The 25806-nt window shown below is 70.5% G+C and carries 22 protein-coding genes; 6 read left to right on the top strand and 16 right to left on the bottom strand.

All coding sequences use genetic code 11. The features are described 5' to 3' along the window. Positions 1 to 74: 74 nt before the first annotated feature. A complete protein-coding gene (locus ACH4YL_RS14995) occupies positions 75 to 1376 on the top strand; it encodes an APC family permease (protein ID WP_398507723.1) in 1302 nt (433 codons plus the stop codon). On the opposite strand, the gene ACH4YL_RS15000 is transcribed toward ACH4YL_RS14995, so the two are convergent. The 13 genes from ACH4YL_RS15000 to ACH4YL_RS15060 form a co-directional block, all read right to left on the bottom strand. Continuing rightward, complete coding sequence (locus ACH4YL_RS15000) at positions 1351 to 1908, bottom strand: SMI1/KNR4 family protein (RefSeq protein ID WP_398507724.1); 558 nt, start codon at positions 1906 to 1908, stop codon at positions 1351 to 1353. The genes ACH4YL_RS14995 and ACH4YL_RS15000 overlap by 26 nt on opposite strands. A gap of 118 nt (positions 1909 to 2026) precedes the next feature. Further along, a complete protein-coding gene (locus ACH4YL_RS15005; RefSeq protein WP_398507725.1) occupies positions 2027 to 2419 on the bottom strand; it encodes a YccF domain-containing protein in 393 nt (130 codons plus the stop codon). Next, positions 2416 to 3279 carry a zinc metalloprotease HtpX gene (gene htpX, locus ACH4YL_RS15010; protein ID WP_398507726.1) on the bottom strand — a complete coding sequence of 288 codons (864 nt, stop codon included), beginning with the start codon at positions 3277 to 3279 and terminating at the stop codon, positions 2416 to 2418. Before htpX ends, ACH4YL_RS15005 begins: the two co-directional genes overlap by 4 nt. A gap of 148 nt (positions 3280 to 3427) precedes the next feature. Further along, positions 3428 to 4969, bottom strand: coding sequence for an NADH-quinone oxidoreductase subunit N (locus ACH4YL_RS15015; protein WP_398507727.1), 1542 nt, complete (start codon positions 4967 to 4969; stop codon positions 3428 to 3430). Next, positions 4966 to 6519, bottom strand: a complete 1554-nt coding sequence (locus ACH4YL_RS15020) for an NADH-quinone oxidoreductase subunit M (RefSeq protein WP_398507885.1) — start codon at positions 6517 to 6519, stop codon at positions 4966 to 4968. Before ACH4YL_RS15020 ends, ACH4YL_RS15015 begins: the two co-directional genes overlap by 4 nt. A 27-nt stretch (positions 6520 to 6546) precedes the next feature. After that, positions 6547 to 8559, bottom strand: coding sequence for an NADH-quinone oxidoreductase subunit L (locus tag ACH4YL_RS15025; protein WP_398507728.1), 2013 nt, complete (start codon positions 8557 to 8559; stop codon positions 6547 to 6549). After that, positions 8556 to 8927: an NADH-quinone oxidoreductase subunit NuoK gene (gene nuoK / locus ACH4YL_RS15030; RefSeq protein ID WP_398507729.1), complete on the bottom strand. Its 372-nt coding sequence runs from the start codon at positions 8925 to 8927 to the stop codon at positions 8556 to 8558. The genes ACH4YL_RS15025 and nuoK overlap by 4 nt, the downstream gene beginning before the upstream one ends. Next, a complete protein-coding gene (locus ACH4YL_RS15035) occupies positions 8927 to 9487 on the bottom strand; it encodes an NADH-quinone oxidoreductase subunit J (protein WP_398507730.1) in 561 nt (186 codons plus the stop codon). Before ACH4YL_RS15035 ends, nuoK begins: the two co-directional genes overlap by 1 nt. Then, the gene (locus ACH4YL_RS15040) at positions 9484 to 10173 is read right to left on the bottom strand and encodes a 4Fe-4S binding protein (protein ID WP_398507731.1); all 690 of its coding nucleotides are present in this window, start codon (positions 10171 to 10173) and stop codon (positions 9484 to 9486) included. The genes ACH4YL_RS15035 and ACH4YL_RS15040 overlap by 4 nt, the downstream gene beginning before the upstream one ends. Further along, positions 10173 to 11141 carry an NADH-quinone oxidoreductase subunit H gene (locus tag ACH4YL_RS15045; RefSeq protein ID WP_398507732.1) on the bottom strand — a complete coding sequence of 323 codons (969 nt, stop codon included), beginning with the start codon at positions 11139 to 11141 and terminating at the stop codon, positions 10173 to 10175. The genes ACH4YL_RS15040 and ACH4YL_RS15045 overlap by 1 nt, the downstream gene beginning before the upstream one ends. Next, positions 11138 to 12658: an NADH-quinone oxidoreductase subunit C gene (locus tag ACH4YL_RS15050; RefSeq protein WP_398507733.1), complete on the bottom strand. Its 1521-nt coding sequence runs from the start codon at positions 12656 to 12658 to the stop codon at positions 11138 to 11140. Before ACH4YL_RS15050 ends, ACH4YL_RS15045 begins: the two co-directional genes overlap by 4 nt. Beyond that, positions 12655 to 13266, bottom strand: coding sequence for an NADH-quinone oxidoreductase subunit B (locus tag ACH4YL_RS15055; RefSeq protein WP_398507734.1), 612 nt, complete (start codon positions 13264 to 13266; stop codon positions 12655 to 12657). The genes ACH4YL_RS15050 and ACH4YL_RS15055 overlap by 4 nt, the downstream gene beginning before the upstream one ends. After that, positions 13257 to 13655, bottom strand: coding sequence for an NADH-quinone oxidoreductase subunit A (locus ACH4YL_RS15060; protein WP_398507735.1), 399 nt, complete (start codon positions 13653 to 13655; stop codon positions 13257 to 13259). The genes ACH4YL_RS15055 and ACH4YL_RS15060 overlap by 10 nt, the downstream gene beginning before the upstream one ends. 216 nt (positions 13656 to 13871) lie before the next feature. Here ACH4YL_RS15060 and ACH4YL_RS15065 point away from each other — a divergent pair, with 216 nt between their 5' ends. The 5 genes from ACH4YL_RS15065 (at position 13872) to ACH4YL_RS15085 (ending at position 20563) form a co-directional block, all read left to right on the top strand. Further along, positions 13872 to 15065, top strand: coding sequence for a sensor histidine kinase (locus tag ACH4YL_RS15065; protein WP_398507736.1), 1194 nt, complete (start codon positions 13872 to 13874; stop codon positions 15063 to 15065). A 70-nt stretch (positions 15066 to 15135) separates the two neighbouring features. Then, entirely contained in the window at positions 15136 to 16479 is a 1344-nt protein-coding gene (locus ACH4YL_RS15070; RefSeq protein WP_398507737.1) for a sensor histidine kinase, read from the top strand. 151 nt (positions 16480 to 16630) lie between these two features. Beyond that, on the top strand, positions 16631 to 17290 hold the full coding sequence (locus ACH4YL_RS15075) for a LuxR C-terminal-related transcriptional regulator (protein WP_398507738.1): 660 nt from the start codon (positions 16631 to 16633) through the stop codon (positions 17288 to 17290). 272 nt (positions 17291 to 17562) lie between these two features. Then, positions 17563 to 19509 carry a 2-oxoacid:acceptor oxidoreductase subunit alpha gene (locus ACH4YL_RS15080; protein WP_398507739.1) on the top strand — a complete coding sequence of 649 codons (1947 nt, stop codon included), beginning with the start codon at positions 17563 to 17565 and terminating at the stop codon, positions 19507 to 19509. Continuing rightward, entirely contained in the window at positions 19502 to 20563 is a 1062-nt protein-coding gene (locus ACH4YL_RS15085) for a 2-oxoacid:ferredoxin oxidoreductase subunit beta (protein WP_398507740.1), read from the top strand. The genes ACH4YL_RS15080 and ACH4YL_RS15085 overlap by 8 nt, the downstream gene beginning before the upstream one ends. Positions 20564 to 20599: 36 nt before the next feature. Here the strand turns inward: ACH4YL_RS15085 and ACH4YL_RS15090 are convergent, their stop codons facing one another. The 3 genes from ACH4YL_RS15090 to ACH4YL_RS15100 are packed head-to-tail and all read right to left on the bottom strand — an operon-like array spanning position 20600 to position 25770. Then, the gene (locus tag ACH4YL_RS15090) at positions 20600 to 22768 is read right to left on the bottom strand and encodes a bifunctional serine/threonine-protein kinase/ABC transporter substrate-binding protein (RefSeq protein WP_398507741.1); all 2169 of its coding nucleotides are present in this window, start codon (positions 22766 to 22768) and stop codon (positions 20600 to 20602) included. Positions 22769 to 22771: 3 nt separating this feature from the next. Then, entirely contained in the window at positions 22772 to 24940 is a 2169-nt protein-coding gene (locus ACH4YL_RS15095) for a bifunctional serine/threonine-protein kinase/ABC transporter substrate-binding protein (RefSeq protein ID WP_398507742.1), read from the bottom strand. Then, positions 24937 to 25770: a hypothetical protein gene (locus ACH4YL_RS15100; RefSeq protein WP_398507743.1), complete on the bottom strand. Its 834-nt coding sequence runs from the start codon at positions 25768 to 25770 to the stop codon at positions 24937 to 24939. The genes ACH4YL_RS15095 and ACH4YL_RS15100 overlap by 4 nt, the downstream gene beginning before the upstream one ends. Positions 25771 to 25806: the final 36 nt, after the last annotated feature.

The raw sequence follows: 25806 nt of genomic DNA on the forward strand, positions 1-25806 counted from the left end.
CCTTTCGTACGGTGTCGCAATCAAGGACGTCCCTGGTGCGGGCCGCGGTTGCGGGTCTCAGTAGGGTGCGGCCCATGACACAGGAACTGCGGCGATCGCTCGGACTCTTCGACGCCGTGGTGATCGGGCTCGGGTCGATGATCGGGGCCGGGATCTTCGCGGCGCTGAGCCCGGCCGCCCGGGCCGCGGGCTCAGGGCTGCTGCTGGGTCTGGCGCTCGCGGCGGTGGTCGCGTACTGCAACGCCATGTCGTCTGCCCGTCTTGCCGCCCGTTATCCGGCGTCCGGCGGGACCTATGTGTACGGGCGGGAACGGCTGGGGCCGTTCTGGGGCTATCTGGCGGGCTGGGCATTCGTCGTCGGGAAGACCGCGTCATGCGCCGCGATGGCGCTGACGGTCGGGGCGTATGCGTGGCCGGATCAGGCGCATGCGGTGGCCGTAGCCGCGGTGGTCGCGCTGACTGCCGTGAACTACGGGGGCGTTCAGAAGTCGGCGTGGCTGACGCGCGCGATCGTGGCGGCGGTACTGGCGGTCCTCGCGGCAGTGGTCGTCTCCTCTCTCGGGTCCGGCGCTGCGGACTTCGGCCGACTGGACGTGGGTGCGGACGCCTCGGTGGGCGGGGTTCTCCAGGCGGCGGGGCTGCTGTTCTTCGCCTTCGCCGGCTACGCCCGGATCGCCACGCTGGGCGAGGAGGTGCGGGATCCGGCGCGTACCATCCCGCGCGCCGTGCCGCTGGCGCTCGGTATCGCGCTGGTGGTCTATGTATGTGTCGCGGTCTCGGTCCTTTCTGTGTTGGGAGCCCGGGAGTTGGGCCTGTCGACGGCTCCGCTCGCGGACGCGGTGCGCGCGGCGGACGCGCATTGGCTCGTGCCCGTCGTACGAGTGGGTGCCGCGGTGGCAGCGCTCGGTTCTCTGCTCGCTCTGATTCTCGGCGTCTCCAGGACGACGCTGGCGATGGCCCGGGACGGCCATCTGCCGGCCGGGCTGGCTGCCGTGCACCCTCGGTTTCAGGTGCCGCACCGGGCCGAGGTGGCGGTGGGAGCGGTCGTCGCGGTGGTGGCGGCGACCGCGGATGTCCGCGGCGCGATCGGCTTCTCGTCGTTCGGAGTGCTGCTGTACTACACCATTGCCAACGCCTCGGCGTGGACGCTGAGTTCCGGCCGGGATCGGGATACACACGTTCGAGTGACGGCTGACAGCCCGACGACGGCCGGGACGACCGCGGTCCGGATCACGGCGGGCTTCGGCCTGCTCGGCTGTCTGGTGCTGGCCTTCGCCCTGCCGGTCTCCTCCGTCGTGGCGGGAGCGGCCGTGATCGCGGCGGGAGCAGGCTTGTACGCCGTACGGAAGGTCAGACGGCCGCGGTCCGGGTCCTGAAGTCGGGCCAGGCCTCCAGGTCCATTCCGTCGTTCGCCTCCTCGTACCAGCCGGTGCCGTCGAGCCAGCCCCGCAGCCAGTCGGCAAGGCTGGGCGCGTCCACGTACCAGGCGTGGTCCGCCTCGTCCGCGTTCGGCTCGAACAGCAGGACCGTGCCGTTCTCGCTGCGCGCGTCGACGCAGGCGTACATCCCGCAGCCCCAGTGGGATATCGGCAGCACTCCCGCGGGCCAGGCCCAGTCGGGGTCCTGCTCGCCGTCCTTGCGATTGGCCAGGTACTGCACGACAGCCGGACGCTCGCCGCGTGGCGGCCCCTCGAGCAGGGGCAGCAATCCGTACTCCGGACCGAATCCGCCGTCGCCTATGCGCGAGTAGAGCGATGCGAGCAGCGAGGGCAGGGCGAACCCGAGGGCGGCCTCGGCGCGGGCGATGGTCTCGCCGCTCACCGGCTCGGGAAGCGAATCCCAGCCCCACGGGTGGTTGTTGCGCGCCTGAGTGGCGACGCGGTCCAGCAACTGCTCGATCTCGGTCATGTGTTCATGGTGGACCACGGCACTGACAATCAGGTGGGTGCTCAGTCCTCGCTGTGGACGTCCTCGCCGTGGACATCCTCGTCATGGAACGAACGGCAGGCGCGCGAGCGGGCCTGCGTCACCGAGAGGCGAACGGCCGGTCCGTGGAAACGATCTCCTTGCCGAGCGGCAGCAGCGAGACCGGAATCAGCTTGAAGTTGGCGATGCCCAGCGGGATGCCGATGATCGTGATGCACAGCGCGATGCCGGTGAAGATGTGGCCCAGCGCCAGCCACCAGCCGGCGAGGATCAGCCACAGCACATTGCCGATGAACGACGGCGCGCCCGCGTCCCGGCGCTCGACCACCGTGTAGCCGAAGGGCCATAGAGCGTAGACGGCGATGCGGAAGGCGGCCAGGCCGAACGGGATGCCGATGATCGTGATGCAGAGCAGCAGGCCCGCGAGCATGTAGCCGAGGAACATCCAGAAGCCGCACAGGATGAGCCAAATGACGTTCAGGATTGTTTTCACGGTCGACGACCTGCCATCTGCTCGAGCCGGGCAACGCGTTCTGCCATCGGCGGGTGCGTGGAGAACATCTTGGAAAGGCCCCTGCCTGGACGGAAGGGATTCACGATCATCATATGACTGGCGGTCTCGAGGCGCGGCTCGGGCGGCAGCGGCAGCTGTTTCGTACCGGCTTCGAGTTTGCGCAGGGCGCTCGCCAGCGCGAGCGGGTCACCGGTGAGCTGGGCGCCCGAGGCGTCCGCCTCGTACTCCCGCGAACGGCTGACGGCCAGCTGGATGACGGAGGCCGCCAGCGGGCCGAGGATCATGACCAGCAGCATGCCGACGAGTCCGGGGCCCTCGTCGTCGTCGGAGCGGCCGATCGGGATCAGCCAGGCGAAGTTCACCAGGAACATCACCACGGAGGCGAGGGCACCGGCGACCGAGGAGATCAGGATGTCGCGGTTGTAGACATGGCTCAGCTCGTGGCCGATGACCCCGCGCAGCTCGCGCTCGTCGAGTATCTGCAGGATGCCTTCGGTGCAGCAGACCGCCGCATTGCGCGGATTGCGGCCCGTGGCAAAGGCGTTGGGGGCCTGGGTCGGCGAGATGTAGAGCCGTGGCATGGGCTGGCGGGCGGCGGTGGAGAGCTCGCGGACTATGCGGTAGAGCACCGGGGCCTCGAACTCGCTGACGGGACGGGACCGCATGGCCCGCAGCGCCAGCTTGTCGCTGTTCCAGTAGGCGTACGCATTGGTGCCGAGGGCGACGACGAGCGCGACGATCAGCCCCGTGCGGCCGAAGAAGCTGCCGATGACGAGGATGATCGCGGACAATCCCCCGAGGAGTACGGCGGTCTTCAGCCCGTTGTGCCGGCGGTGCACGGTACGCCCTCCAGGTGGTGCAGCAGGGGAACCCTTTGCGTGGTGGTCGCTCCACTCTTCAGTGGACCCTTCTGTACTGGTCAACGCCAGGCGAAGGACGCTAGTTCCCTTGTGCTCCCGGCCCCGGGCTGGGCCGTTCGGGTGGCGCTCAGAACAGGTTGCTCGCCGCGAAGCGCAGCACCAGCTGGGGATAGCCGGACAGGACGACACCGACGACGGCCGTCAGCACGATGGCCACGGTGACCGGCGCGGGGGCGCGCTTGCGTGCGGGCTCCGCCGCCTCCGTGGTCCCGTCGGCGCTCACTTCGGCGGCTTCCGGGGCCCGGAAGAGGATCGCCGTCCACTGGAGGTAGTAGTACAGCGCGATCACGACATTGACGGCCATGACCACGGCCAGCCAGCCCAGGCCCGCGTCGACGGCCGAGGAGAAGACGGTGACCTTGGCGAACAGGCCGACGATGCCGGGCGGGAGACCGGCCAGGCAGAGCAGGAAGAAGCCCATGGCGAGGGCCGTGAGCGGGCGGGTGGCGTAGAGACCGCGGTAGTCGGAGATCCGGTTGAGCGGCTTCGTACGGGCGACCAGCGCCGCCACCGCGAAGGCGCCGAGGTTCACGACGGCGTACATCAGGGCGTACGCGACGGTGGCGCCGATCTGGTCGTCGCTGGAGTACGCGGCGGCCGCGATCGGCACCAGCAGGTAGCCGGCCTGTGCCACGGAGGACCAGGCCAGCAGGCGAACCGCGCTCCACGCTCGCGTGGCGGACTGCCGCAGTGCCGCGACATTGCCCGCTGTCATGGTGAAGCCGGCGAGGACGGCCATCGCGGGGCCCCAGACGTCCGCGTAGGCGGGGAACGCGATCACGGTCACCAGGATGAGACCGGAGAAGCCGACCGCCTTCCCGACGACGGAGAGATACGCGGCGACGGGCAGCGGGGCGCCCACATAGGTGTCGGGAACCCAGAAGTGGAACGGGACGGCGGCCGTCTTGAAGGCGAAGCCGACGAGGGTCAGCGCGACGCCCGCCTTGGCGAGGGTGTCGAGCTGGCCCGGGACGTTGTCCAGTTCGGCGGCGATCTGCGTCAGGTGGAGGGTGCCTGTCGCGGCGTACACGAAGCTCACGCCGAGCAGCATCACGGCCGTCGCGGTGACCGAGGACAGGAAGAACTTCAGCGCCGCTTCGCTGGAGAGGCGGTCGCCGCGCCTGAGACCGACGAGTGCGAAGGCCGGCAGTGACGCGACTTCGAGGGCGACGACGAGGGTGGCGAGGTCCCGGGAGGCGGGCAGCAGCGCGGCACCGGCGGCGGAGGAGAGCAGCAGGAACCAGAACTCCCCTGCGGGGAGTTGCTTGCGTGTGTCGTGGAGCGAGAGCAGCGCGGTGAGCAGCGCGCCGCCGAGCACCAGGAGCTGGATGACCAGCGTGAAGTGATCCGCGGTGTAGCTGCAGGCGTTGGCGTCGGTCGTGAGGCAGAAGGTTTCGCGGTCGCCCTTGCGCAGGGGTACGAGCGTGATCAGCGCGGCCGCCAGGCCCGCGATCGCGACGACGCCGAGCAGGCGCTTGTGCTTCTCCGCCACGAACAGGTCGGCCACCAGGACGATCATGCCGACCGTCGCGGTGATGGTCGGCGGCGCGATCGTGAGCCAGTCGACGGACTGGACGAGACTGGTGACGCTGTCGGCTGCCACGGTCACGACTTGCCTCCTGCGAGGAGCTTCTGCACGGCCGGGTCGGTGAGGCCGAGGAGGACCGCGGGCCACAGTCCGGCGAGGACGGTGAGTGCCACGAGCGGGGTCCAGGCGGCGAATTCGTACGTCTGCACGTCGGCGAGCTTCGTTTCCCCTTCGGGCCGCAGCGCGCCCATGCAGACCCGGCGCACGACGATCAGGAGGTACGCGGCGGTGAGCAGGGTGCCGAATCCGGCGATCGCCATGAACGTGAGGAACGCGGGGCGGTTCAGACCGTCGGCCGGGTCGAACGCGCCGAACAGCGCGAGCATTTCGCCCCAGAACCCGGCGAGGCCCGGCAGGCCGAGGGAGGCGACGGCTGCGAAGGCGAGAAGGCCGCCGAGACGGGGCGCGCGGCCGTAGAGGGCCGCTCCGGTCGCGCCGGCGAGCGTGTCGAGGTCGGCGGTGCCGTAGCGGTCCTTGAGCGCTCCGACCAGGAAGAAGAGCAGGCCGGTGATGAGGCCGTGGGCGATGTTGGCGAAGAGTGCGCCGTTCACGCCGGTCGGGGTCATCGTCGCGATGCCGAGGAGCACAAAGCCCATGTGGCCGACGGAGGAGTACGCGATCAGACGCTTGAGGTCGCCGCCCGCGCCCTGTTTGGCGAGTGCAAGACAGGCGAGGGATCCGTAGATGATGCCGACGACGGCGAACGCGGCGAGATACGGCGCGAAGATGCGCATGCCGTCGGGCGCGATCGGCAGAACGATACGGACGAATCCGTACGTACCCATCTTCAGCAGCACACCGGCCAGCAGCACGGAGCCGACAGTCGGAGCGGCGGTGTGCGCGTCCGGCAGCCAGCTGTGCAACGGCCACATCGGCGTCTTCACCGCGAGGCCGACGCCGATCGCCAGAACGGCGATGACCTGGACGGATGTGGTCAGTCCACGGCCGTTGTCAGTGGCGAGTGCCACCATGTCGAATGTGCCGGTCTTCAGCCCGATCAGCAGCAGGCCGAGCAGCATGACGACAGAGCCGAGCAGCGTATAGAGGATGAACTTCCAGGCGGCGGGCTGCCGCGCTTCCCCGCCCCAGCGGGCGATGAGGAAGTACATCGGGATGAGCACCATCTCGAAAGCCAGGAAGAAGAGCAGCAGATCGAGGACGGCGAAGGTCGCGAGCGTCCCCGATTCAAGGACGAGCAGCAGCGCGACGAAGGCCTTCGGGGACGGGCCCGCAGGCATCTTGTAGTAGCTGTACAGCGCGCACAGGAAGGTCAGCAGCGCGGTCAGGACCAGGAGGGGGAGGGAAATGCCGTCGATGCCGAGGTGGATCCGCACATCGAGTGCCGGGATCCAGCTGATGTCCGTGGTGGCCTGCATCTTCGACGGTTGGTCATGGTCGAAGCCGATTGCCAGCACGATCGCGGCCGCCAGGATCGCGCCCGTCACGGTCAGTCCGTGTCGTAGGACCGCCTGGTCGGGGCTCTTGCCGCGCAGCCCTGGCGGGGCGGGCAGCAGCGCCGCCGCGGCGCCGACGAGCGGGCCGACGACGATGAACGCGAGAAGGAACTGCATCACGGACTCGCTGATATCGATCACGGCTCACGATCCCGCGTTGACGTTGGACAGGACGACGGCAGCGACCGCCAGGACGGCGGAACCGGCGAGCAGCGCGCTGAGGTAGGTCTGCACGTTGCCGGTCTGGGCGCGACGGACGAGCCAGCCCAGCCAGTTGGAGCCGGTGCCCGCGCCGCGTACGTACGTGTCGACGACCTCGCGGTCGAGGAAGCGGACCAGCTCGGCGCCCGCGCGGACGGGAAGGACGAACAGCACGCGGTAGACGGCGTCGACGTGGAAGCCGGCGGCGGCGTGGCGGTGCAGTGGGCCGAGCAGCAGTCGGCCGGGGTCGGCGGGGTCGGGTGCTGCGGCCACGTCGCCGTAGGCGGGGGTGTGGGTGGCGATGGCCTCCGCCTCGGTGACCGACGGGGCGGCTTCCGGGTGGGCGGCGACGGCGCCCATGGGCGTGCGGGCCGCAAGGGCGTCCTCGCGGTAGTGCAGCGCGCGCCAGGCTCCGTAGGTGATGAGTCCGCCGACGAGCGCGACACCCGTGCCGAGGACGGCGGTGGTCACCGTCGGAGTGAGCGGGTGGCCGTCGAACCAGCCGTCGAGGTAGCCGACGGTCAGACCGAAACCGAGGGAGGGGATGGCGAGCACCCAGAGCACGGCGTTCATGGCGATGGGATCGCGGCCGTGGTCGGGCGCTTCGGCTCCGTGGCCGCGGAAGGCGAGGAGCCACAGGCGCATCGCGTACGCGGCGGTGAGGAGTGCGGTCACCAGACCGGCGACCAGCACCGTCCAGCCCGCGGCGCTCGGAGCGACGTCGGTCTCGCCGAACGCAGCGTGCTCGGCGGCCACCAGGACGGCTTCCTTGGAGAAAAAGCCGGCGAAGGGAGGGATCGCGGCGAGCGCGAACAGGGCGACGGTCATCGTCCAGTACGCGTCGGGGATGCGCTTGGCGAGGCCGCTCATCCGGGACATGGCGGCCAGCGAGTTGGTGCCGGCGGCGTGGATGATCACGCCGGCGGCGAGAAAGAGCAGCGCCTTGAACGCACCGTGCGCAAGGAGGTGGAAGACGGCGGCGCCGCGGTCTGCGACGGCCAGAGCGCCTGACATGTAGCCGAGTTGGCCGATGGTCGAGTAGGCCAGGACCCGCTTGATGTCGTCCTGGGCGAGGGCGGCGAGAGCGGATCCGACCATCGTGATGGCGGCCATCACGGCCAGCACCATGAGCGCCGCCGCGGAGGCGGCGAAGACGGGAAGGAGCCGGGCCACGAAGTAGATGCCGGCCGCGACCATCGTCGCGGCGTGGATCAGCGCGGAGACGGGAGTGGGGCCCGCCATCGCGTCGGGCAGCCAGGTGTGCAGCGGGAATTGCGCCGACTTGCCCGCCACGCCCGCGAGGAGCAGCAGCGCGACGAGGGTGGGGTGATCGATCCCGCCCGCCGCGACGGAGCCGAGGATCCCGGTGATCTGGAAGGTGCCGGCGTCGGTGGCCAGCACGAACAGACCGAACAGGAAGGGGACATCGCCGAGCTTGGTGACCAGGAAGGCCTTCAGGGAGGCGGCGCGCGCCTCGGGCGTCTCCCAGTAGTGGCCCACGAGGAAGTACGAGCAGATGCCCATGATCTCCCAGCCGACCAGCAGCACCATCAGGTCGCCCGAGTAGACGACGAGCAGCATCGCGGAGGTGAAGAGGGAGACGAGAGCCGCGTACGAGGGGTAGCGCGGGTCGTCGCGCAGATAGCCCGTCGAGTAGATCTGCACGCAGGACGCGACGACACCGACCAGGACGGCGACGAGGACCGCGAAGCCGTCGAGGTAGAGCGAGAGGTCGATCGGGACCGAGCCGGTGGGGGTGAGCTGGGTCGAGGCGTTGATCGCCTTCTCCCCGCCCTGGCGGACGGCAACGAGCACGGCGATCGCGGTCGCGACAAGGGTCGGCAGGACGGCCAGGGGCCGTACGAAACCGGGTGCCGTACGGCCGAGCAGCAGTCCGGCCGCCGCGCCCAGGAAAGGAAGAAGAGGGACGAGGACGGCGAGGGTCGTCGTGGTCACGCGGTGGCCTCAGCCTTCTGCGCCGGGGCGGTCTCGTCAGGGGTGTCGGGGATGCCGTCGGGGCCTTCGGCGGTGTCGCGGAGCCGGTCGACGTCCGACGTGCCGCGGTTGCGGTAGACCATCAGGACGATCGCCAGGCCGATGCCGATCTCGGCTGCCGCGATGGCGATGGTGAAGAGCGTGAGCGCCTGGCCGGCGTGCAGGGAGTCGCGGAGCCAGACGTCGAAGGCGACGAGGTTGAGGTTGACCGCGTTGAGCATCAGCTCGACGGACATCAGGACCAGGATCGCGTTGCGGCGGGCAAGTACGCCGTACAGCCCGATGCAGAAGAGGAGGACGGCGAGCACGGCGGGATAGGCGAGATGCATCAGCGCTCCCCCTCGGGATCCTTGGTGCCCTTGCGGGACAGGACGATCGCGCCGACGAGCGCGGCGAGCAGCAGCACGGAGAGCGCCTCGAACGGCAGCACCCAGTGCCGGAAGAGGATTTCGCCGGACACCTGGGTGGAGCCCTGGGCGGGTCCGTCCAGGTCGATCCAGGTGGTGCGGAACGCGTCGACGACCACCCAGACCAGGGCGGCCGCGGCGGCGGCGGCCACGGCGAGTGCGACCCAGCGGTTGCCGGAGTCGGCGTCCGGGGAGCGGCCGATGGGGGCCTTGGTGAGCATCAGCCCGAAGAGAAGGAGGACGACCACGGAACCGACGTAGATCAGGACCTGCACCCAGGCGATGAACTCGGCCGTCAGCAGGAGGTACTCGACGGCGAGGCCACCGAGCGCCACGACCAGCCAGAGGGCGGCATGCACCAGCTGCTTGGTCGTGACGGTTATGGCTGCCGCGCCGAGGGTGGCGAGGCCGACGAAGAGAAAGGCGACCTCGACGCCGGTCGGCGAGAGGAAGCCCTGGGTCGCGGCTGCGGTGAGGATCATGCCGGACCTCCGTCACCGGCGGGCGGCGTGGCGGAGCCGGCCGGGCCGTCCGACGCCGGGCCGTCCGGGGCCGGGCCGTCCGTGGCCGGTGCGCCCGGGGCCGGTGCGTCTGACGCGGGGCCGGCTGTGGCCGGTGCCTCGGGGGCCGGGGTGGGTTCCGCCTGGGCGGCGGCGAGCTTCTCGGCCGCCTTGCGGGCCGCGGCGATCTCCTTCGGCTCCTCGGCACCCGGGTCGAGCGCGGGCGGCGCGGGCACCGTCCACATCCACTCGCGGAGTTTGTCGCGTTCATGCGTGAGTTCGCGGATGTCCGTCTCCGCGTACTCGAACTCCGGCGACCAGAACAGCGCGTCGAAAGGACAGACCTCGATGCAGATACCGCAGTACATACAGAGCGCGAAGTCGATGGCGAAGCGGTCGAGCACATTGCGGCTCCGCTCGCGGCCACCGGGCGCGGCGGCCGGCACCGTCTCCTTGTGGGAGTCGATGTAGATGCACCAGTCGGGGCACTCACGGGCGCAGAGCATGCAGACCGTGCAGTTCTCCTCGAACAGGCCGATCACGCCGCGCGTGCGGGGCGGAAGTTCGGGCTGGGCGTCCGGGTACTGCGCGGTGTGGGACTTCCTCGTCATCGTGCGGAGGGTGACGGCGAGGCCCTTGGCGAGGCCGGATCCGGGAATCGGAGCCATTACTGGATCACCACCTTCACGATGCCGGTGAGAGCGATCTGGGCCAGGGCGAGCGGGACGAGCGTGGTCCACGCGAACTTCTGCAGCTGGTCCTCGCGCATCCGCGGATAGGTCACCCGCAGCCAGATGACGACAAAGGCGAGCACGGCCGTCTTGAGCAGCGTCCAGACCCAGCCCAGGCCCTCCGCGCCGAACGGGCCGTGCCAGCCCCCGAGGAAGAGGACGGTGGTCAGACCGCACAGGACGACGATGCCCGCGTACTCGGCGAGCAGGAACAGCGCGAAGCGCAGCCCGGTGTACTCGGTGTACGCGCCGAAGATGATCTCGGAGTCGGCGACCGGCATGTCGAAGGGAGGGCGCTGGAGTTCGGCGAGGCCGGCGATGAAGAAGACGAAGGCGCCCACGATCTGCCAGGGCAGCCACCACCACTCGAAGGCGTTCAGGATGCCGGGCAGCGAGACCGTGCCGGCGGCCATCGCCACCGAGGCGGCGGTCAGCAGCATCGGCAGCTCGTATGCCAGCAGCTGAGCGGCGGTCCGCAGACCACCGAGGAGGGAGAACTTGTTGGCAGAGGCCCAGCCCGCCATGAGCGAGCCGAGCACGCCGACGCCCATCACGGCGAGCACGAAGAAGATGCCCGCGTCGACGACCTGGCCGACCGCGCTCTCGCTCGGGCCGATCGGGATCGCGACCAGCACGAGGAGATACGGGAGCAGTGCGACGGCGGGAGCGAGCTGGAAGATGCGGCGGTCCGCGCCTGCGGGGACCACGTCCTCCTTCTGCGCGAACTTCACGCCGTCCGCGACGAGCTGGGCCCAGCCGTGGAAGCCGCCGGCGTACATGGGGCCGAGGCGGCCCTGCATATGAGCCATGACCTTGTGCTCGGTCTGCCCGATGACGAGCGGAAGCACAAGGAACACGGCGAAGACGACGACCAGCCGGAGGGCGACGTCGATAGCGTCGTTCACGCGAGGTCGCCTCCAGCGGTGTCGGTCGGCCGGTCCTCGGGTCCGTCAGCGGACGCGGGCTCGGGCCGTGGAGTGGGTGGGGTGTCGGTCTCGGGCGCGGCCGGTTCGGCACCGGCCTCAGCCTCGGGCTGGTGCCCCGGCTCGGGCTGAGCCTGAGCCTCCGGTTTTGCCTCGGGCTCCGGTTTTGCCTCGGGCTGAGCCGCTGGCTTCGCCTCGGTGTCCGGTTTCGCCTCGGAATCCGTGTCGTCGAATGCCGGGCGGGCGTGATGCCACGGGGCGTCGGCGCTACGGGTTCGCGGCGACGGCGACGGGGCTTGCGGTGCCTGCTGGGCCTGCTGTGCCTGCGACGTGGCCGGGGGCTCGACCGGCGTTGTCTCCGCGGCCTGGCTCGCAGGAGGCGTGTCAGGAGTACCGGTCGGCTCCGGTGCCTGGCTTGCCGAGCCCTCGGCGGCGCTGCGCGAGCGCCGGGCCGGAGCACCGGGCGAGGTGGCCGGACCCGGAGCCTCGGCGGCCCCAGGCGTCGTCGCCGACTGGCTCGCAGAGCCCTCGCTCGCCGTGCGGGTACGGCGAGCCGGTGTCGCACCCGGAGCTTCCGGACCCGCCTCGGTCGACGCCGCCGGAGTCCCAGGAGCGGCCGGACCCGGGGCCTCGGCGGCCTCGGGCGGAGTCGCCGACTGGCTCGCAGAGCCCTCGCTCGCCGTGCGGGTACGGCGAGCCGGTGTCGCGCCCGGAGCTCCCGGACCCGCCTCGGTCGACGCCGCCGGAGTCCCAGGAGCGGCCGGAGCACCGGCCGGAGCGGCCGGACCCGGAGCCTCGGCGGCCCCAGGAGTGGCCGTCTGGCTCGCCGAGCCCTCGCCCGCGGTGCGTGCGCGGCGTGGGGGGCGTTCGCCCGGGGTGGTGGCTGCTCGGGGGGTGCGGGCCGGGCGGGCCGGGGCCGGGGGGAGTTGGCCCTTGAGGGGGCCCCAGTCGTTCGGGTCCGGAACGCCCGGAGGGAGCATCTGGCGGCGCTTCGGGCCGCCGTGTTCGGACTCGCCCGGCTCCTTCGCCCCAGGCCAGGCCTTCGCGACCCGAGCCGCGAGGATGAAGTCCTTGCGGAGCGGGTGGCCCTCGAAGCTCTCCGGGAGGAGCAGCGGGACGAGGTGCGGGTGGTCGGTGAAGTCGACGCCGAACATCTCGTGGGTCTCGCGCTCGTGCCAGCCCGCTCCGGCGTAGACCGTCACGGCCGAGGCGAGTACGGGAGCCTCGTGCGGGACGGTCGTACGCAGCAGCAGGCGGCGGACCTGGTGGCCCTCCAGGGCGACGACATGGGCGCAGACGCGGAAGCCCGTGCCCGGTTCGTCGACCGCGCTCAGCCAGTCGAAGTAGGTGCAGCCCAGCTTGTCGCGGGCGATCTCCAGCGCGGTGATCCAGAAGCCGGGCGGGACGTCGACGGTGAGCAGGTCGTAGGCCCGCTCGGCGGTGGCTTCTTCGCCGAAGATCTCGGTGACGGAGTCGGGGAGCCGGTCGTACGCGGTCACCGGTCACCTCCCGGTGCCGGCGGCGGGGTCACCAGGCCGCTGCGGAGTTCGCCCACGGATGCGCGGCCCGTCCCGTACCGCTCGCCGAGCGACTCGCGGGCGATCTTCTCCTGGAGCTTGAGGATGCCCTGGAGCAGCGCTTCCGGACGGGGCGGGCAGCCCGGGACGTACACGTCGACCGGGATGATCTGGTCGACGCCCTTGGTCACGCAGTAGGAGTCCCAGTACGGGCCGCCGCAGTTGGAGCAGGCGCCGAAGGAGATGACGTACTTGGGCTCGGGCATCTGCTCGTACAGCCGCTTGACCGCCGGGGCCATCTTGTCGGTGACCGTGCCCGAGACGACCATCAGGTCCGCCTGGCGCGGGCCGGGCGCGAACGGGATCACGCCGAGCCGGATGAAGTCGTGCCGGGCCATCGACGCCGCGATGAACTCGATCGCGCAGCAGGCGAGCCCGAAGTTGAAGACCCAGAGGCTGTAGCGGCGGCCCCAGTTGAGGACCACTTTCATGGGCTCGGGCGCCAGGCGCGACAGCACGCCCAGGCGCTGCGGCTCCGGCAGCATCACGGGCTGGACAGCCGGCTGGGCCTCGGGCTGGGTCACGTCCATGCCAGGACGCCCTTCTTGTATGCGTAGAGGAGTCCCACGGCCAGGAAGCCGAGGAAGATGAACATCTCCACGAGGGTCGTCGCGCCGTAACCCGCGGCGGCGAAGACCGTCGCCCACGGGAAGAGGAAGATCGAGTCGACGGCGAAGATCACGTACAGAAAGGCGTAGACGTAGTAGCGGACCTGTGTGTGCGCCCAGCCCTCGCCGACCGGGTCCACGCCGCATTCGTAGGTGAGCATCTTCTCCGGCGTCGGCACCACGGGCCGCAGCAGCCGGCCTGCGCCGAAAGCCACGGCGACGAACAGCACGCCGATCACCGCGAGCAGCCCGACGACCGAATAGCTCTCGAAGTAGTCCGCCGCGAGCACGGCCACGGTCGGTTCCGGCACGTCCGCCCCTCGCTCCCTGACTTCACAGTCGATCTGTCGGATCTATCGGATTTGTTCGATCCGTTTGTTCGACGATCTCTCCGTACGCATCCGGAGTCTAGGCCCTGCTAAAGGGACGGTAAGCAGTCGCGTCCCGCATCAGGTGGGGTTATCCCTACTTCATCCCACCCACGCACCCCATGGCGCACGGCGACGCCGCCCGGCAGGCTGGCCCGTATGACCGCGAACAACCCCGCCATCGACCATGACCGGCCGCTGCCTGCGCGGTTCGCCTTCGACCGCCACACCTGGAAGGAGATCGCACATCTCCTCGCCAACCTGCCGATCGCACTGATCGGCTTTGTTTACGTGGCGTTCATGATTTTCGTCGGCGCACTCATGTCAGTGACGGTCGTCGGTCTGCCGCTTCTCGCCCTCGGTCTGACCGGCGCGCGCGGAATCGGACACTTCGAACGGGGGCGCGCCCGCTCGCTGCTCGGCGTACGGATCGACGAGCCGAGCCCGATGCGCGGACCGCACCGCCGCGACGGGCTCTTCCCCTGGTTGTGGGCGAGCCTGAAGGACCCGGTCGGCTGGCGGACGGTGCTGTACAACTTCATCCGGCTGCCGTGGGGGGTGCTGACGTTCACCGTCACGCTGGTGGGCCTGTTCGTGCTCTGGCCCGTACTGCCGTTCATCGCGCGCGGGCTGACCAACGCCGACCGCGCGATGGTGCGCGGGCTGCTCTCGCCCTCCGACGAACTGGAGCGGCGCATCGCCGAACTCGAGTCGGACCGCGGAGTCGTCGTCGACACCGCCGCGGCCGACCTGCGGCGTATCGAGCGCGATCTGCACGACGGCGCCCAGGCCCGGCTCGTCGCGCTCGCCATGGGGCTCGGGCTCGCCAAGGAGAAGCTGCTGGAGGACCCGGAGGCGGCGGCCCGCATGGTGGACGAGGCGCACGGCGAGGTGAAGGTGGCACTCCAGGAACTGCGCGACCTCGCGCGAGGTATCCATCCCGCCGTACTGACCGACCGCGGGCTCGACGCCGCGCTCTCGTCCGTCGCGTCACGCTGTACGGCGCCGGTGAAGGTGACCGTGGATCTGGCGGAGCGGCCGGCCGAGGCGATCGAGGGCATCGCGTACTTCACCGTCTCCGAGCTGCTGCAGAACGTCAGCAAGCACGCGCAGGCGAAGAGCGTCTCGGTGGATGTGTGGCGGTCGAAGGACCGGCTGCTGATCCAGGTCAGGGACGACGGGCAGGGCGGGGCCCGGCTGGAGGGCGGCACGGGCATGGCCGGGCTGGCGGAGCGGCTGGATGCGGTGGACGGGCTGTTCGTACTGGACTCGCCGGTGGGCGGACCGACGACAGTGACGGCGGAACTGCCGTGGCGCGAGCGCGCTGCGGTGACGCAGGCGGGGCCACGGTAGGGAAAACCCCCGGTCCAAGACGGCGACCGCCCTCATGGTGCGGGCCTCCCCCGCACAGCAGGCTGGACGTATGACAGCACCCATCGCAGAACGGACGGCGCCGATGGCCACGGACCAGTTTTCGGAGCGGCAGCACTTTCTTCCCGCCGTCGTGCGCGCGCCGCTCGAAGGCCGGACGTGGCGGGAGTTCGGGTATCTGCTGCTGAGCCTGCCGATCAGCATCGTCTTCTTCACTTTCGCCGTGGTCACCGTCTCCCTCGGCGCGGGGCTGCTGATCACCTTCCTCGGCATCCCTGTCCTGGCCGCCGGTCTCGCCGGCTGCCGCGCCTTCGGTGCGCTGGAGAGGTCCCGGGCCCGGGGGCTGCTGCACCTCGACGTGGACGACCCGGCTCCGGCGCGGGCCCGGACGAACGGGCTGATGTCCTGGGTCGGCGCGGTCCTCAAGAGCGGGACGTCGTGGCGGCAGCTCCTCTACGGGTTTTTGCACTTTCCGTGGGCGGTGACCGCCTTCTGCATCGCCGTCACCTTCTGGGCCACGGGCTGGGGGCTGTTCCTGTACCCGCTGTGGCAGTGGACCTTCCCGCGCTATACCGACCAGCCGGGCATCGCGGTCTTCGGCGACGCCAACGGCCGCCAGTTCTACGCCGACACTCCCTTCGAGATCGGCAGCACCGCCGCGGTGGGCCTGGTCTTCGTACTCGCCACCCCCTGGCTGATCCGCGGCCTCGCGCACGTGGACCGGCTGATGGTCAGCGGGCTCCTCGGGCCCTCCACCCTCGCGACCCGCGTCGTCGAGCTGGAGTCGGACCGCGGCGTCGTCGTCGACACCGCCGCGGCCGACCTGCGGAAGATCGAACGCGATCTGCACGACGGCGCCCAGGCCCGGCTCGTCGCGCTCGCCATGGATCTCGGCCTGGCCAAGGAGAAGCTGCTGGAGGACCCGGAGGCGGCGGCCCGCATGGTGGACGAGGCGCACGGCGAGGTGAAGGTGGCGCTGCAAGAGCTGCGCGACCTCGCCCGCGGGATCCATCCCGCCGTACTGACCGACCGCGGGCTCGACGCCGCGCTCTCCTCGGTCGCCTCCCGCTGCGCGGTCCCGGTCTCCGTCGACGTCGATCTGCCGTCCCGGCCCGCCGCAGCCATCGAGGGCATCGCGTACTTCACCGTGTCCGAGCTGTTGCAGAACGTCAGCAAGCACGCGCAGGCCCGGCGCGCGACGGTGGATGTCTGGCGCTCGGAGGACCGGCTGATGCTGCAGGTCACGGACGACGGGCGGGGCGGGGCCCGGCTGGACGGCGGGACCGGAATGGCCGGGCTCGCGGAGCGGCTGGGCGCAGTCGACGGCCTCCTCGTCGTGGACTCGCCGACGGGCGGCCCGACCATGGTGACCGCGGAACTCCCCTGGCGCGGCTGATCCCGAGGCCTCCTGCCCGCGCCTGCGTGCCGAGCCCCCGACCCACCCCGCACCCGGAATACCCCTCAGCCGGTAACCAAGCCTGAGATGCTGGTAGCCACAGGGGTGGGAAGCGGATCGACATGGGGGCTGCAGGGCTGTGGAGGACAGAGTGCGCGTGGTCATCGCCGAGGATTCAGTGCTGCTTCGGGAGGGCCTGACCCGGCTGCTGACCGACCGCGGGCACGATGTCGTGGCCGGCGTGGGTGACGCGGAGGCGTTGATCAAGACCGTCGGCGAGCTGGCCGCGCAGGACGCGCTGCCGGATGTGGTCGTCGCGGACGTCCGGATGCCGCCCACTCATACGGATGAGGGTGTGCGCGCGGCGGTCCGGCTGCGCAAGGACCATCCCGGGATCGGCGTGCTGGTCCTCTCTCAGTACGTCGAGGAGCAGTACGCCACCGAGCTGCTGGCCGGCAGCAGCCGGGGTGTGGGCTATCTGCTCAAGGACCGGGTGGCCGAGGTGCGGGAGTTCGTGGACGCCGTGGTGCGGGTGGCCCGGGGCGGTACCGCGCTGGACCCGGAGGTGGTCGCGCAGCTGCTGGGCCGGAGCCGCAAGCAGGACGTGCTGGCCGGGCTCACGCCCCGCGAGCGGGAGGTCCTCGGTCTGATGGCCGAGGGGCGGACGAACTCGGCGATCGCCAAGCAGCTGGTGGTGAGCGACGGCGCGGTCGAGAAGCATGTAAGCAACATCTTCCTGAAGCTCGGGCTGTCCCCCAGTGACGGGGATCACCGGCGCGTACTGGCGGTGTTGACCTACCTCAACTCCTAATTGACTGACACTCTGTCAGCTATTGAGCGGTATTTGAGCAGGACGGCAGTCCTAGAACCAAAGAATGAGCAGGGAGCGTCTTTCAAAGAAGGACCGGAAGGATCCGGGGGGCGAACGAAATATGGCAAACCAGGGCGCCAGGACGTACCAAACGGACGTCCAACATATGAGCGGTCCAAGGAAGGCCACCCTTACCGACGTAAGGTGGCACTGGGACGGCCGGCGGGGCCGGCCGGGCCCGAGGAGAGCCGCCTCGAGGGAGGTCCAGTTCAGTGACCAGCCAGGTCAGTAGCCCAGCCGAACGTGCCGACGAGGCCGACGAAGCCAATGAGGCACTTGTCGGCGGGCAGCGCAGGCCCGCCGGGGAGAAGGAGATCCGCCGCCTGGACCGGGTGATCATCCGCTTCGCGGGTGACTCCGGTGACGGTATGCAGCTCACGGGTGACCGGTTCACCTCGGAGACGGCGTCGTTCGGAAACGACCTCTCCACGCTGCCGAACTTCCCCGCCGAGATCCGCGCCCCTGCCGGCACGCTCCCGGGCGTCTCCAGCTTCCAGCTGCACTTCGCCGACCACGACATCCTCACCCCCGGCGACGCGCCGAACGTGCTGGTGGCGATGAATCCGGCCGCGCTCAAGGCGAACCTCGCCGATGTGCCGCGCGGCGGCGAGATCATCGTCAACACCGACGAATTCGCCAAGCGCGCCATGGCCAAGGTCGGCTACGACACCTCCCCGCTGGAGGACGGCTCGCTGGACGCCTATCACGTCCACCCGGTGCCGCTGACGACGCTGACCGTCGAGGCGCTGAAGGACTTCGGCCTGACCCGCAAGGAGGCCGAGCGCTCGAAGAACATGTTCGCGCTGGGCCTGCTGTCCTGGATGTACCACCGGCCGACGGAGGGCACCGAGACCTTCCTGCGCACCAAGTTCGCCAAGAAGCCGCAGATCGCCGAGGCGAACATCGCGGCCTTCCGGGCCGGCTGGAACTTCGGCGAGACGACCGAGGACTTCGCCGTCTCCTACGAGGTGGCGCCCGCGAGCACGGCCTTCCCGACCGGCACGTACCGCAACATCTCCGGGAACCTGGCGCTGTCGTACGGTCTGGTCGCCGCGTCCAAGCAGGCCGACCTGCCGCTCTACCTGGGTTCGTACCCGATCACGCCGGCCTCCGACATCCTGCACGAGCTGTCCAAGCACAAGAACTTCGGTGTGCGGACCTTCCAGGCCGAGGACGAGATCGCCGGCATCGGCGCGGCGCTCGGCGCGGCCTTCGGCGGCGCGCTCGCCGTGACCACCACCTCCGGCCCCGGCCTGGCGCTGAAGTCGGAGACCATCGGTCTCGCGGTCTCGCTGGAGCTGCCGCTGCTGATCATCGACATCCAGCGCGGCGGTCCGTCGACCGGGCTGCCGACCAAGACCGAGCAGGCCGATCTGCTGCAGGCCATGTTCGGGCGCAACGGCGAGGCCCCGGTCCCGATCGTCGCGCCGCGCACGCCCGCCGACTGCTTCGACGCGGCGCTGGACGCGGCCCGGATCGCGCTCGCCTACCGCACGCCGGTGCTTCTGCTCTCGGACGGCTATCTGGCCAACGGCTCCGAGCCGTGGCGGATCCCGGACATCGACGAGCTGCCGGACCTGCGCGTGCAGTTCGCGACCGGACCGAACCACGAGCTGGCCGACGGCACCGAGGTGTTCTGGCCGTACAAGCGCGATCCGCAGACGCTGGCGCGTCCATGGGCCGTGCCCGGCACGCCCGGTCTCGAGCACCGCATCGGCGGCATCGAGAAGCAGGACGGCACCGGCAACATCTCCTACGACCCGGCCAACCACGACTTCATGGTCCGGATCCGCCAGGCCAAGATCGACGGCATCGAGGTGCCGGATCTCGAGGTGGACGACCCGGACGAGGCGAGCACGCTGGTGCTGGGCTGGGGTTCGACGTACGGGCCGATCACCGCCGCCGTCCGCAGGCTGCGTGCCGCAGGCATTCCCATCGCACAGGCTCATCTGCGCAACCTCAATCCGTTCCCGGGGAATCTCGGAGAGGTGCTGGGGCGTTACAGCAAGGTAGTGGTACCCGAGATGAACCTCGGCCAGCTCGCCAGCCTGATCCGGGCGAAGTATCTGGTCGACGCGCAGAGTTACAACCAGGTCAACGGCATGCCGTTCAAGGCCGAGCAGCTCGCCACGGCTCTCAAGGAGGCCATCAATGACTGAGACGGCGTCTACTCTGCTCTCCCTGGTTCCCAAGGCCGAGGCCAAGCAGTCCATGAAGGACTTCAAGTCCGATCAGGAAGTGCGCTGGTGCCCGGGCTGCGGTGACTACGCCATCCTCGCCGCCGTGCAGGGCTTCATGCCCGAGCTCGGTCTGGCGAAGGAGAACATCGTCTTCGTCTCCGGAATCGGCTGCTCCTCCCGCTTCCCGTACTACATGAACACGTACGGGATGCACTCCATCCACGGCCGTGCGCCCGCCATCGCGACCGGGCTCGCGTCCTCGCGCCGCGATCTGTCCGTCTGGGTCGTCACCGGTGACGGCGACGCGCTCTCCATCGGCGGAAACCATCTGATCCACGCGCTGCGCCGGAATGTGAACCTGAAGATCCTGCTCTTCAACAACCGGATCTACGGACTCACCAAGGGCCAGTACAGCCCGACCTCCGAGGTCGGCAAGATCACCAAGTCGACGCCGATGGGTTCGCTGGACGCGCCGTTCAACCCGGTGTCGCTGGCGATCGGCGCCGAGGCCAGCTTTGTCGCCCGTACCGTCGACTCCGACCGCAAGCACCTCACCGAGGTGCTGCGCCAGGCGTCCCAGCACCAGGGCACGGCGCTGATCGAGATCTACCAGAACTGCAATATCTTCAACGACGGCGCTTTTGACGCGCTGAAGGACAAGCAGCAGGCGGAAGAGGCCGTGATCCGCCTGGAGCACGGCAGCCCGATCCGCTTCGGCGCGGACGGCGGCAAGGGCGTCGTACGGGACCCGGCGACCGGCGATCTCAAGGTCGTCCAGGTCACGGCCGAGAACGAGTCGCAGATCCTGGTCCACGACGCGCACAACCCCAGCCCGACCACGGCGTTCGCGCTGTCTCGGCTCGCCGACCCGGACACGCTTCACCACACGCCGATCGGTGTGCTGCGCAGTGTGCAGCGGCCGGTGTACGACACGCAGATGTCCGAGCAGCTGGACTCCGCGATCGAGCAGAACGGCAAGGGCGACCTGGCCGCGCTGCTCGCCGGGAACGACACCTGGACCGTCGTCGGCTGACGTTCCTCACAGGCACGTCGGGCAGGTACGGAAAGGTCAGGAGCCCGTGCTCCTGACCTTTCCGTACGGTCCGAGAAAGCGCGCCCGGCCGCCCTCTACCCGGTGCAGGAACTGGGCCGGCGGCGCGATCAGCGCCTGTGTGAGCCGGTCGAACGCGATCGTCTTCGCCAGTCCCTTGTACGAGCTCTCCCGCAGCCTGCGCACCATCGCGCCGCGCTCCACGCCCTCCGTGCCCAGACCGCGCATGGCCTGAGCGATGAACAGCAGCGTGTCGTACGCCTCGACGGCGTACCGGTCCACCTCCGCCACCCGGAAGCGCTTCTTGTACGCGGCGACAAAGCGTTCGGCGCCGCGCTGCGCCGCCGGGTCGACGAAGGCCGTGCCGAAGGCCCAGCCCTCGGCGGCCTGGCCGGCCTCGGACAGGAACGCGGGCTCCAGTACCTCTCCGACGCCCATCCGTGAGCCCTTGAACCCCGCCTCCTTCAGCGCACGGGCGCAGAGTGCGGCCCGGTGAGGTGAGTTCCCGGCGAAGATCACACCCTGCGCGCCGGCCGCGGCGGCCGCTGCGACGGCGGGCCCGAAGTCCTCGCTCGCCGCGGGCACTTGATGCACCGTGGCGGTGCCGTTGGACGGCGGTGTCTCGCTCAGGCTCTTCGCCAGCTCCCAGCCGAAGTCGCCTGCCGCCCGGTCCTCAATGATCGCGGTCCGCCGGGTCGGCGTCACGACGGTGAGGTAGTGGACCAGGGGCGTGGCTACGTTGTTGTCGTCCGGTCTGAGCTGGAAGAAGGTGCGGTTGTTGATGGTCGAGATGCGCGACGAGCCGACGGAGACACACAGCAGCGGCAGCAACGCGGCCTTGTACAGCGGCGACACTGCCTCCGCCGGTCCGTCCGCGGACGGGCCGATGACCGCCTTTACCGTGGCGTCGGCGATGAGCTTGGCGCTCGCGCTCTTGGACCGGTTCGGCGTCCCGCCGTCGTCGTAGACCTTGAGCGTCAGGTCGAAGGGCCGGTCCTTGCGGGCGTTGAACTCCTCGGCCGCCAGGCGCGCGCCGCGCTCCTGGCCGCGGCCCGCGGCCCGGCCGCCGCCGGACAGATCCGCCAGCACCCCGACGGCATGGCGCGGCAGTTGGCCGCCGCGGGTCTGCCCGGCGTCCGAGCCGCCGTCCGGGCGGCTCGCCAGATAGGCCGCGATGCCGCCGCCGACCGCGAGCACACCCGCCGCCGATCCGCCGACCGCGAGGAAGCGGCGGCGGCTAGTGGCTTGTACGGCCGTCTCCCCTGTCCGCGTGGGCTCGTCCGGCTCGGGGTCGGGCAGTTCCAGGACGCGGGCGGAACGCTCGGCGATGAGGCGGGGCAGGGCGGACGGCAGCCAGTCGGCGGCCTCAGGGCCCGGCTCGGGCCCGGCCAGTTCGGCCCGTATCTCCTCGGCGGTGGGTCGGGCCGCCGGGTCCTTGGCCAGACAGGCGGTCACCAGCGGCAGCAACTCGCCGGGAACTCCGCCGAGTTCGGGCTCCTCGTGCACCGTGCGGAACAGGACCGCGGCCGAAGAGCCGGTGCCGAACGGGCGGCGGCCACTGATCGCGTACGCCAGCACACAGCCGAGCGAGAAGACATCGCTCGGCGGGCCGATCTCGCCCGCCCGCCCCGCCTGCGCCTGTTCCGGCGAGAGATAGCCCGGGGAGCCGATCACCATGTCGGTGGCGGTCAGCGCGGTCGCGCCGACGGCCCGAGCGATGCCGAAGTCGATCAGCCGAGGACCGTCCAGCGCGAGCAGCACATTGCCCGGCTTCACGTCCCGGTGCACCAGCCCTGCCGCATGGACCTCGATGAGCGCCTCGGCCAGCCGCTCCCCCAGCACGCGCACCGTGGCGTACGGCAGCGGCCCGTGCAGCGCGACCGCCTCCGCGAGCGAGGGCCCGGGCACAAAGGCGGTGGCCAGCCAGGGTTCGCGGGCCAACGGATCGGCTCCGGCGACCGGCGTGGTCCAGCGGCCGGTGATGCGGCCCGCCGCCCGCGCCTCACGCTCGAAACGGGCCCGGAAGCCGGGGTCGGCGGCGTGCTCGGCGCGGATCACCTTCAGCGCGACCAGCGCGCCGCCCGCCGAACGCGCCAGATACACCACGCCCATGCCGCCCGCGCCGAGCCGGCCGAGCAGCCGGTGGCCTCCGATGCCGGGCGGATCTCCGGCGGTGAGCGGCTGCACGGGCTACCAGGTCGAGGGCGCGGGGCCGACGTAGCGGAAGCGGCCGCCCTCCACCCGGTGGTAGAACACACCGCCTGCAAGCAAGCGGCCGTCCTCCGGGTTGAAGGCGTACGGCTTGGTGATGCCCTGGTACTTGCCCTTGCGCAGCAGGGCTACGAGGGTCTTGCGGTCCGGCAGAGCACGCTTCTGTTTGTGATGAGCCATGAGCTGCTGGAGGACGAGGTTGACGGCGTCGTACGCCTCGGCCGCGAAGTAGGCGGGTGCCGTGCCGAATCGCTTGCGGAAGGCGGCGGTGAAGGCCTTCGCCGTGGGCACGGCGGACGGGTCGACGAAAGTGGCGGCGATCAGCCAGCCCTCGGCCGCGTCGCCCGCCTCCCGAAGGAACGCCGGATCCAGTACGGCCTGCGGCGCGATCCGCGGGCCCTGGAAACCGGCGGCCGCCAGATCACGGGCGAAGCGGGCCGCGCCCTGTGCGTAGCCGCAGTAACTGAACGAGTCCACGCCCGCCTTCAGCATGTCGGCGACGACGGGCTTGAAGTCGGTGAGGTTCGCGGGTACCACGCGCGGATACGGCACCCGGCCGAAGCGGCGTATGCCGACGCTGGCCATGAAGACCGACTCCCAGCCGTACTGACCCGCCGTCCGGTCCTGAACCAGCCCGGGACGGGCCGACTTGAGCTCGGCCGCCGGGTGCAGGCCGAGTGGCACCGAGACGACCGCGTCGCCGGGCCGGACGTTCAGGAAGGAGCGGTGGTCGGCCTTCGGCAGGTCCATCGCGCCCGGAGAGACGCCGAGCAGCGGCAGCAGCGCCTCGTCGTACACGGGCAGCACCGCGCGGGCCGTCGCGTCGTCGGTCGGGCCGAGTACCGCGAGCACATCGCGGTCGGCGGTGAACTGCTTGGCGACGGCCGGCGCACGGTCCGCGCCGCCGCCGTCGTCGAGTGCCTTCAGCTGCAGCCGGAAGGGCTTGTCCTTGCGGGAGTTGAACTGTTCGACGGCGAGGCGCGCGCCCTGCTCCTGTGCGCGGCCGGTCGACTTGAGCGGGCCGCTGAGGTCGGCCTGGACGCCGATGGTCCAGGTGCGGGTCCCGGCCGGCGGGCCGGCCGCGGAGGGTTCGTCGTCACGCAGTACGGCCCAGGCGCCGGCGCCGCCCGCGAGCAGCGCGGCCCCGCCGGCCGCCGCGAGCAGGAACCGCCGCCGGGATGTGGACTGTTCCGGTGCCACGGTCTCGGCACGCGTCGGTTCGATGTCCGGCAGCGCGAGCAGCTCGGCGGAGCGCTGGGCGATCATCAGTACGACGTCGTCGGGCAGCCAGTCGATGCTGCCTTCCGGGGTGTCCTCGACGATCCGGGCGTCGAGCTCGTCGGCGCTGGGCCGGTCGGCCGGGTCCTTGGCCAGGCAGTCTTCGAGCAGCCCGGCCAACTCGCCCTCGATGCCGTCGAGATCGGGCGCGTCATGGACCGTCCGGTAGAGCAGCGCGTCCACCGCTCCCGTACCGAACGGGGCCCGGCCGGTCGCCGCGTACGCCAGCAGACAGCCCAGCGAGAAGATGTCGCTCGGCGGTCCGGTCTCCGCGCCGCGTGCCTCGGCCTGTTCGGGCGAGAGGAAGCCGGGCGTGCCGATGACCATGTCGGCCGAGGTGATCGCGGTGTCCTCGGCGGAGCGCGCGATGCCGAAGTCGATCAGCCGCGGCCCTCCTCCAAAGCCTCCGGCCCCGTCGTTACCGCCCAGCGCGAGCAGCACATTGCCCGGCTTCACATCGCGGTGGACGAGGCCCGCCGCATGCACCGCGGTGAGTGCCCGGGCGAGCATCTTGCCCAGCACCCGTACGCTCCGGACGGGCAGCGGGCCGCAGGCGGTGACCGCCTCGCCCAGCGAAGGGCCGGCCACGAACGCGGTGGCGAGCCACGGCGAATCGGCGTCCGGGTCGGCGCCGGTGACGGGCACGGCCCAGGGGCTGGTGACCCGCCGGGCGGCCTCGACCTCGCGGCGGAAGCGGGCCCGGAACTCCGGCTCGGACGCGTACTCGGCCTGGATCACCTTGACGGCGGCGAGCGCCCCCTGGTCCGTACGGCCGAGATAGACGACGCCCATGCCGCCCTCCCCGAGCCGGGCGAGGAGGCGGTGGCCCGCGATCGAGGAAGGGTCGGAGGGGAGCAGCGGACCGGTCATCGCGCGGCCTCCTGCTCGTTCTCGGCGCGGATCAGCATGGGGCTGATCGCACGCTGGATCGCCCCGTTCATGTCCTGGTCGGTGCGGCCCTTCCCGCCCTTGCCGACGACCGCGACCGTGACCTGGCCGATGCGGGCCTGGTCCCAGTAGTAGTCGTACGGGCCGCCGCCCTGATCGTTGTAGTAGTCGCCGGCCTCGCCGATCGAGTCCTCGGCGAAGCGGTTGCCGCCCGCTCCGAAGGTCGTGCCCTGGGAGATCAGTCCCACGACCCGCTCGTTCCGGCTCAGCTGCTGGTCCGGGCAGCGCAGCGCTTCTTCGAGGCTGCGCGCCAACTCCCAGTCGGCGCTGGAGACATCGCGGTGGACGGTGACGACGGTGGCGAAGAACATCGGGCCCTTGGCGCCTTCGGCCGGGAGCTCGCTGCGCCGGGTGAGGCTGGCGAGCACTCCGGCGGGAAGCGGCGAGCGCTGCCATACGCAGTCGGTGTCGAGGACGGCCCAGGTGGCCGGGTCGGTCTCGAACGGCGTGCGCCGGACGAAGTCGGGGCCGAGGAGCTCGGGCCCGGCGGCCACGGCGCGAGCGATGCGTACACCGTCGGCGGGAGTCTTGGGGGCGCGCGAGGGGTCGGGGTCGAAGTCGAAAGCATCGGGCGATGGGCTGGGTTGCGGTGTCGGCCGCTTCGTCGGCGTGCTGCCCTTCGCATCTGCGGAAGTCTTGCTGTCGGCCTTGGACTTGGACTTGGTGTCGTCCGCGCCGGACGAACAGCCGGTCCAGATCAGCCCGCCCGCCAGCACGAAACTGGCGGCCCGTAACGCTCTCGCGTACCGCACGAAATTCTCCCCCCAGGGTTGTGCGCCGATCGTACG

This window comes from Streptomyces sp. NPDC020681, from assembly GCF_044334895.1.
Lineage (GTDB): Bacteria > Actinomycetota > Actinomycetes > Streptomycetales > Streptomycetaceae > Streptomyces.

Bases quoted from the DNA above. Each gene is read 5' to 3' on its own strand.
- ACH4YL_RS15055 (WP_398507734.1), bottom strand. From the start codon at position 13,266: ATGGACGTGACCCAGCCCGAGGCCCAGCCGGCTGTCCAGCCCGTGATG.
- ACH4YL_RS15065 (WP_398507736.1), top strand. From the start codon at position 13,872: ATGACCGCGAACAACCCCGCCATCGACCATGACCGGCCGCTGCCTGCG.
- ACH4YL_RS15070 (WP_398507737.1), top strand. From the start codon at position 15,136: ATGACAGCACCCATCGCAGAACGGACGGCGCCGATGGCCACGGACCAG.
- ACH4YL_RS15020 (WP_398507885.1), bottom strand. From the start codon at position 6,519: ATGCAGTTCCTTCTCGCGTTCATCGTCGTCGGCCCGCTCGTCGGCGCC.
- ACH4YL_RS15085 (WP_398507740.1), top strand. From the start codon at position 19,502: ATGACTGAGACGGCGTCTACTCTGCTCTCCCTGGTTCCCAAGGCCGAG.
- ACH4YL_RS15040 (WP_398507731.1), bottom strand. From the start codon at position 10,173: ATGGCTCCGATTCCCGGATCCGGCCTCGCCAAGGGCCTCGCCGTCACC.
- ACH4YL_RS15000 (WP_398507724.1), bottom strand. From the start codon at position 1,908: ATGACCGAGATCGAGCAGTTGCTGGACCGCGTCGCCACTCAGGCGCGC.
- ACH4YL_RS14995 (WP_398507723.1), top strand. From the start codon at position 75: ATGACACAGGAACTGCGGCGATCGCTCGGACTCTTCGACGCCGTGGTG.
- ACH4YL_RS15095 (WP_398507742.1), bottom strand. From the start codon at position 24,940: ATGACCGGTCCGCTGCTCCCCTCCGACCCTTCCTCGATCGCGGGCCAC.
- ACH4YL_RS15035 (WP_398507730.1), bottom strand. From the start codon at position 9,487: ATGATCCTCACCGCAGCCGCGACCCAGGGCTTCCTCTCGCCGACCGGC.
- nuoK (WP_398507729.1), bottom strand. From the start codon at position 8,927: ATGCATCTCGCCTATCCCGCCGTGCTCGCCGTCCTCCTCTTCTGCATC.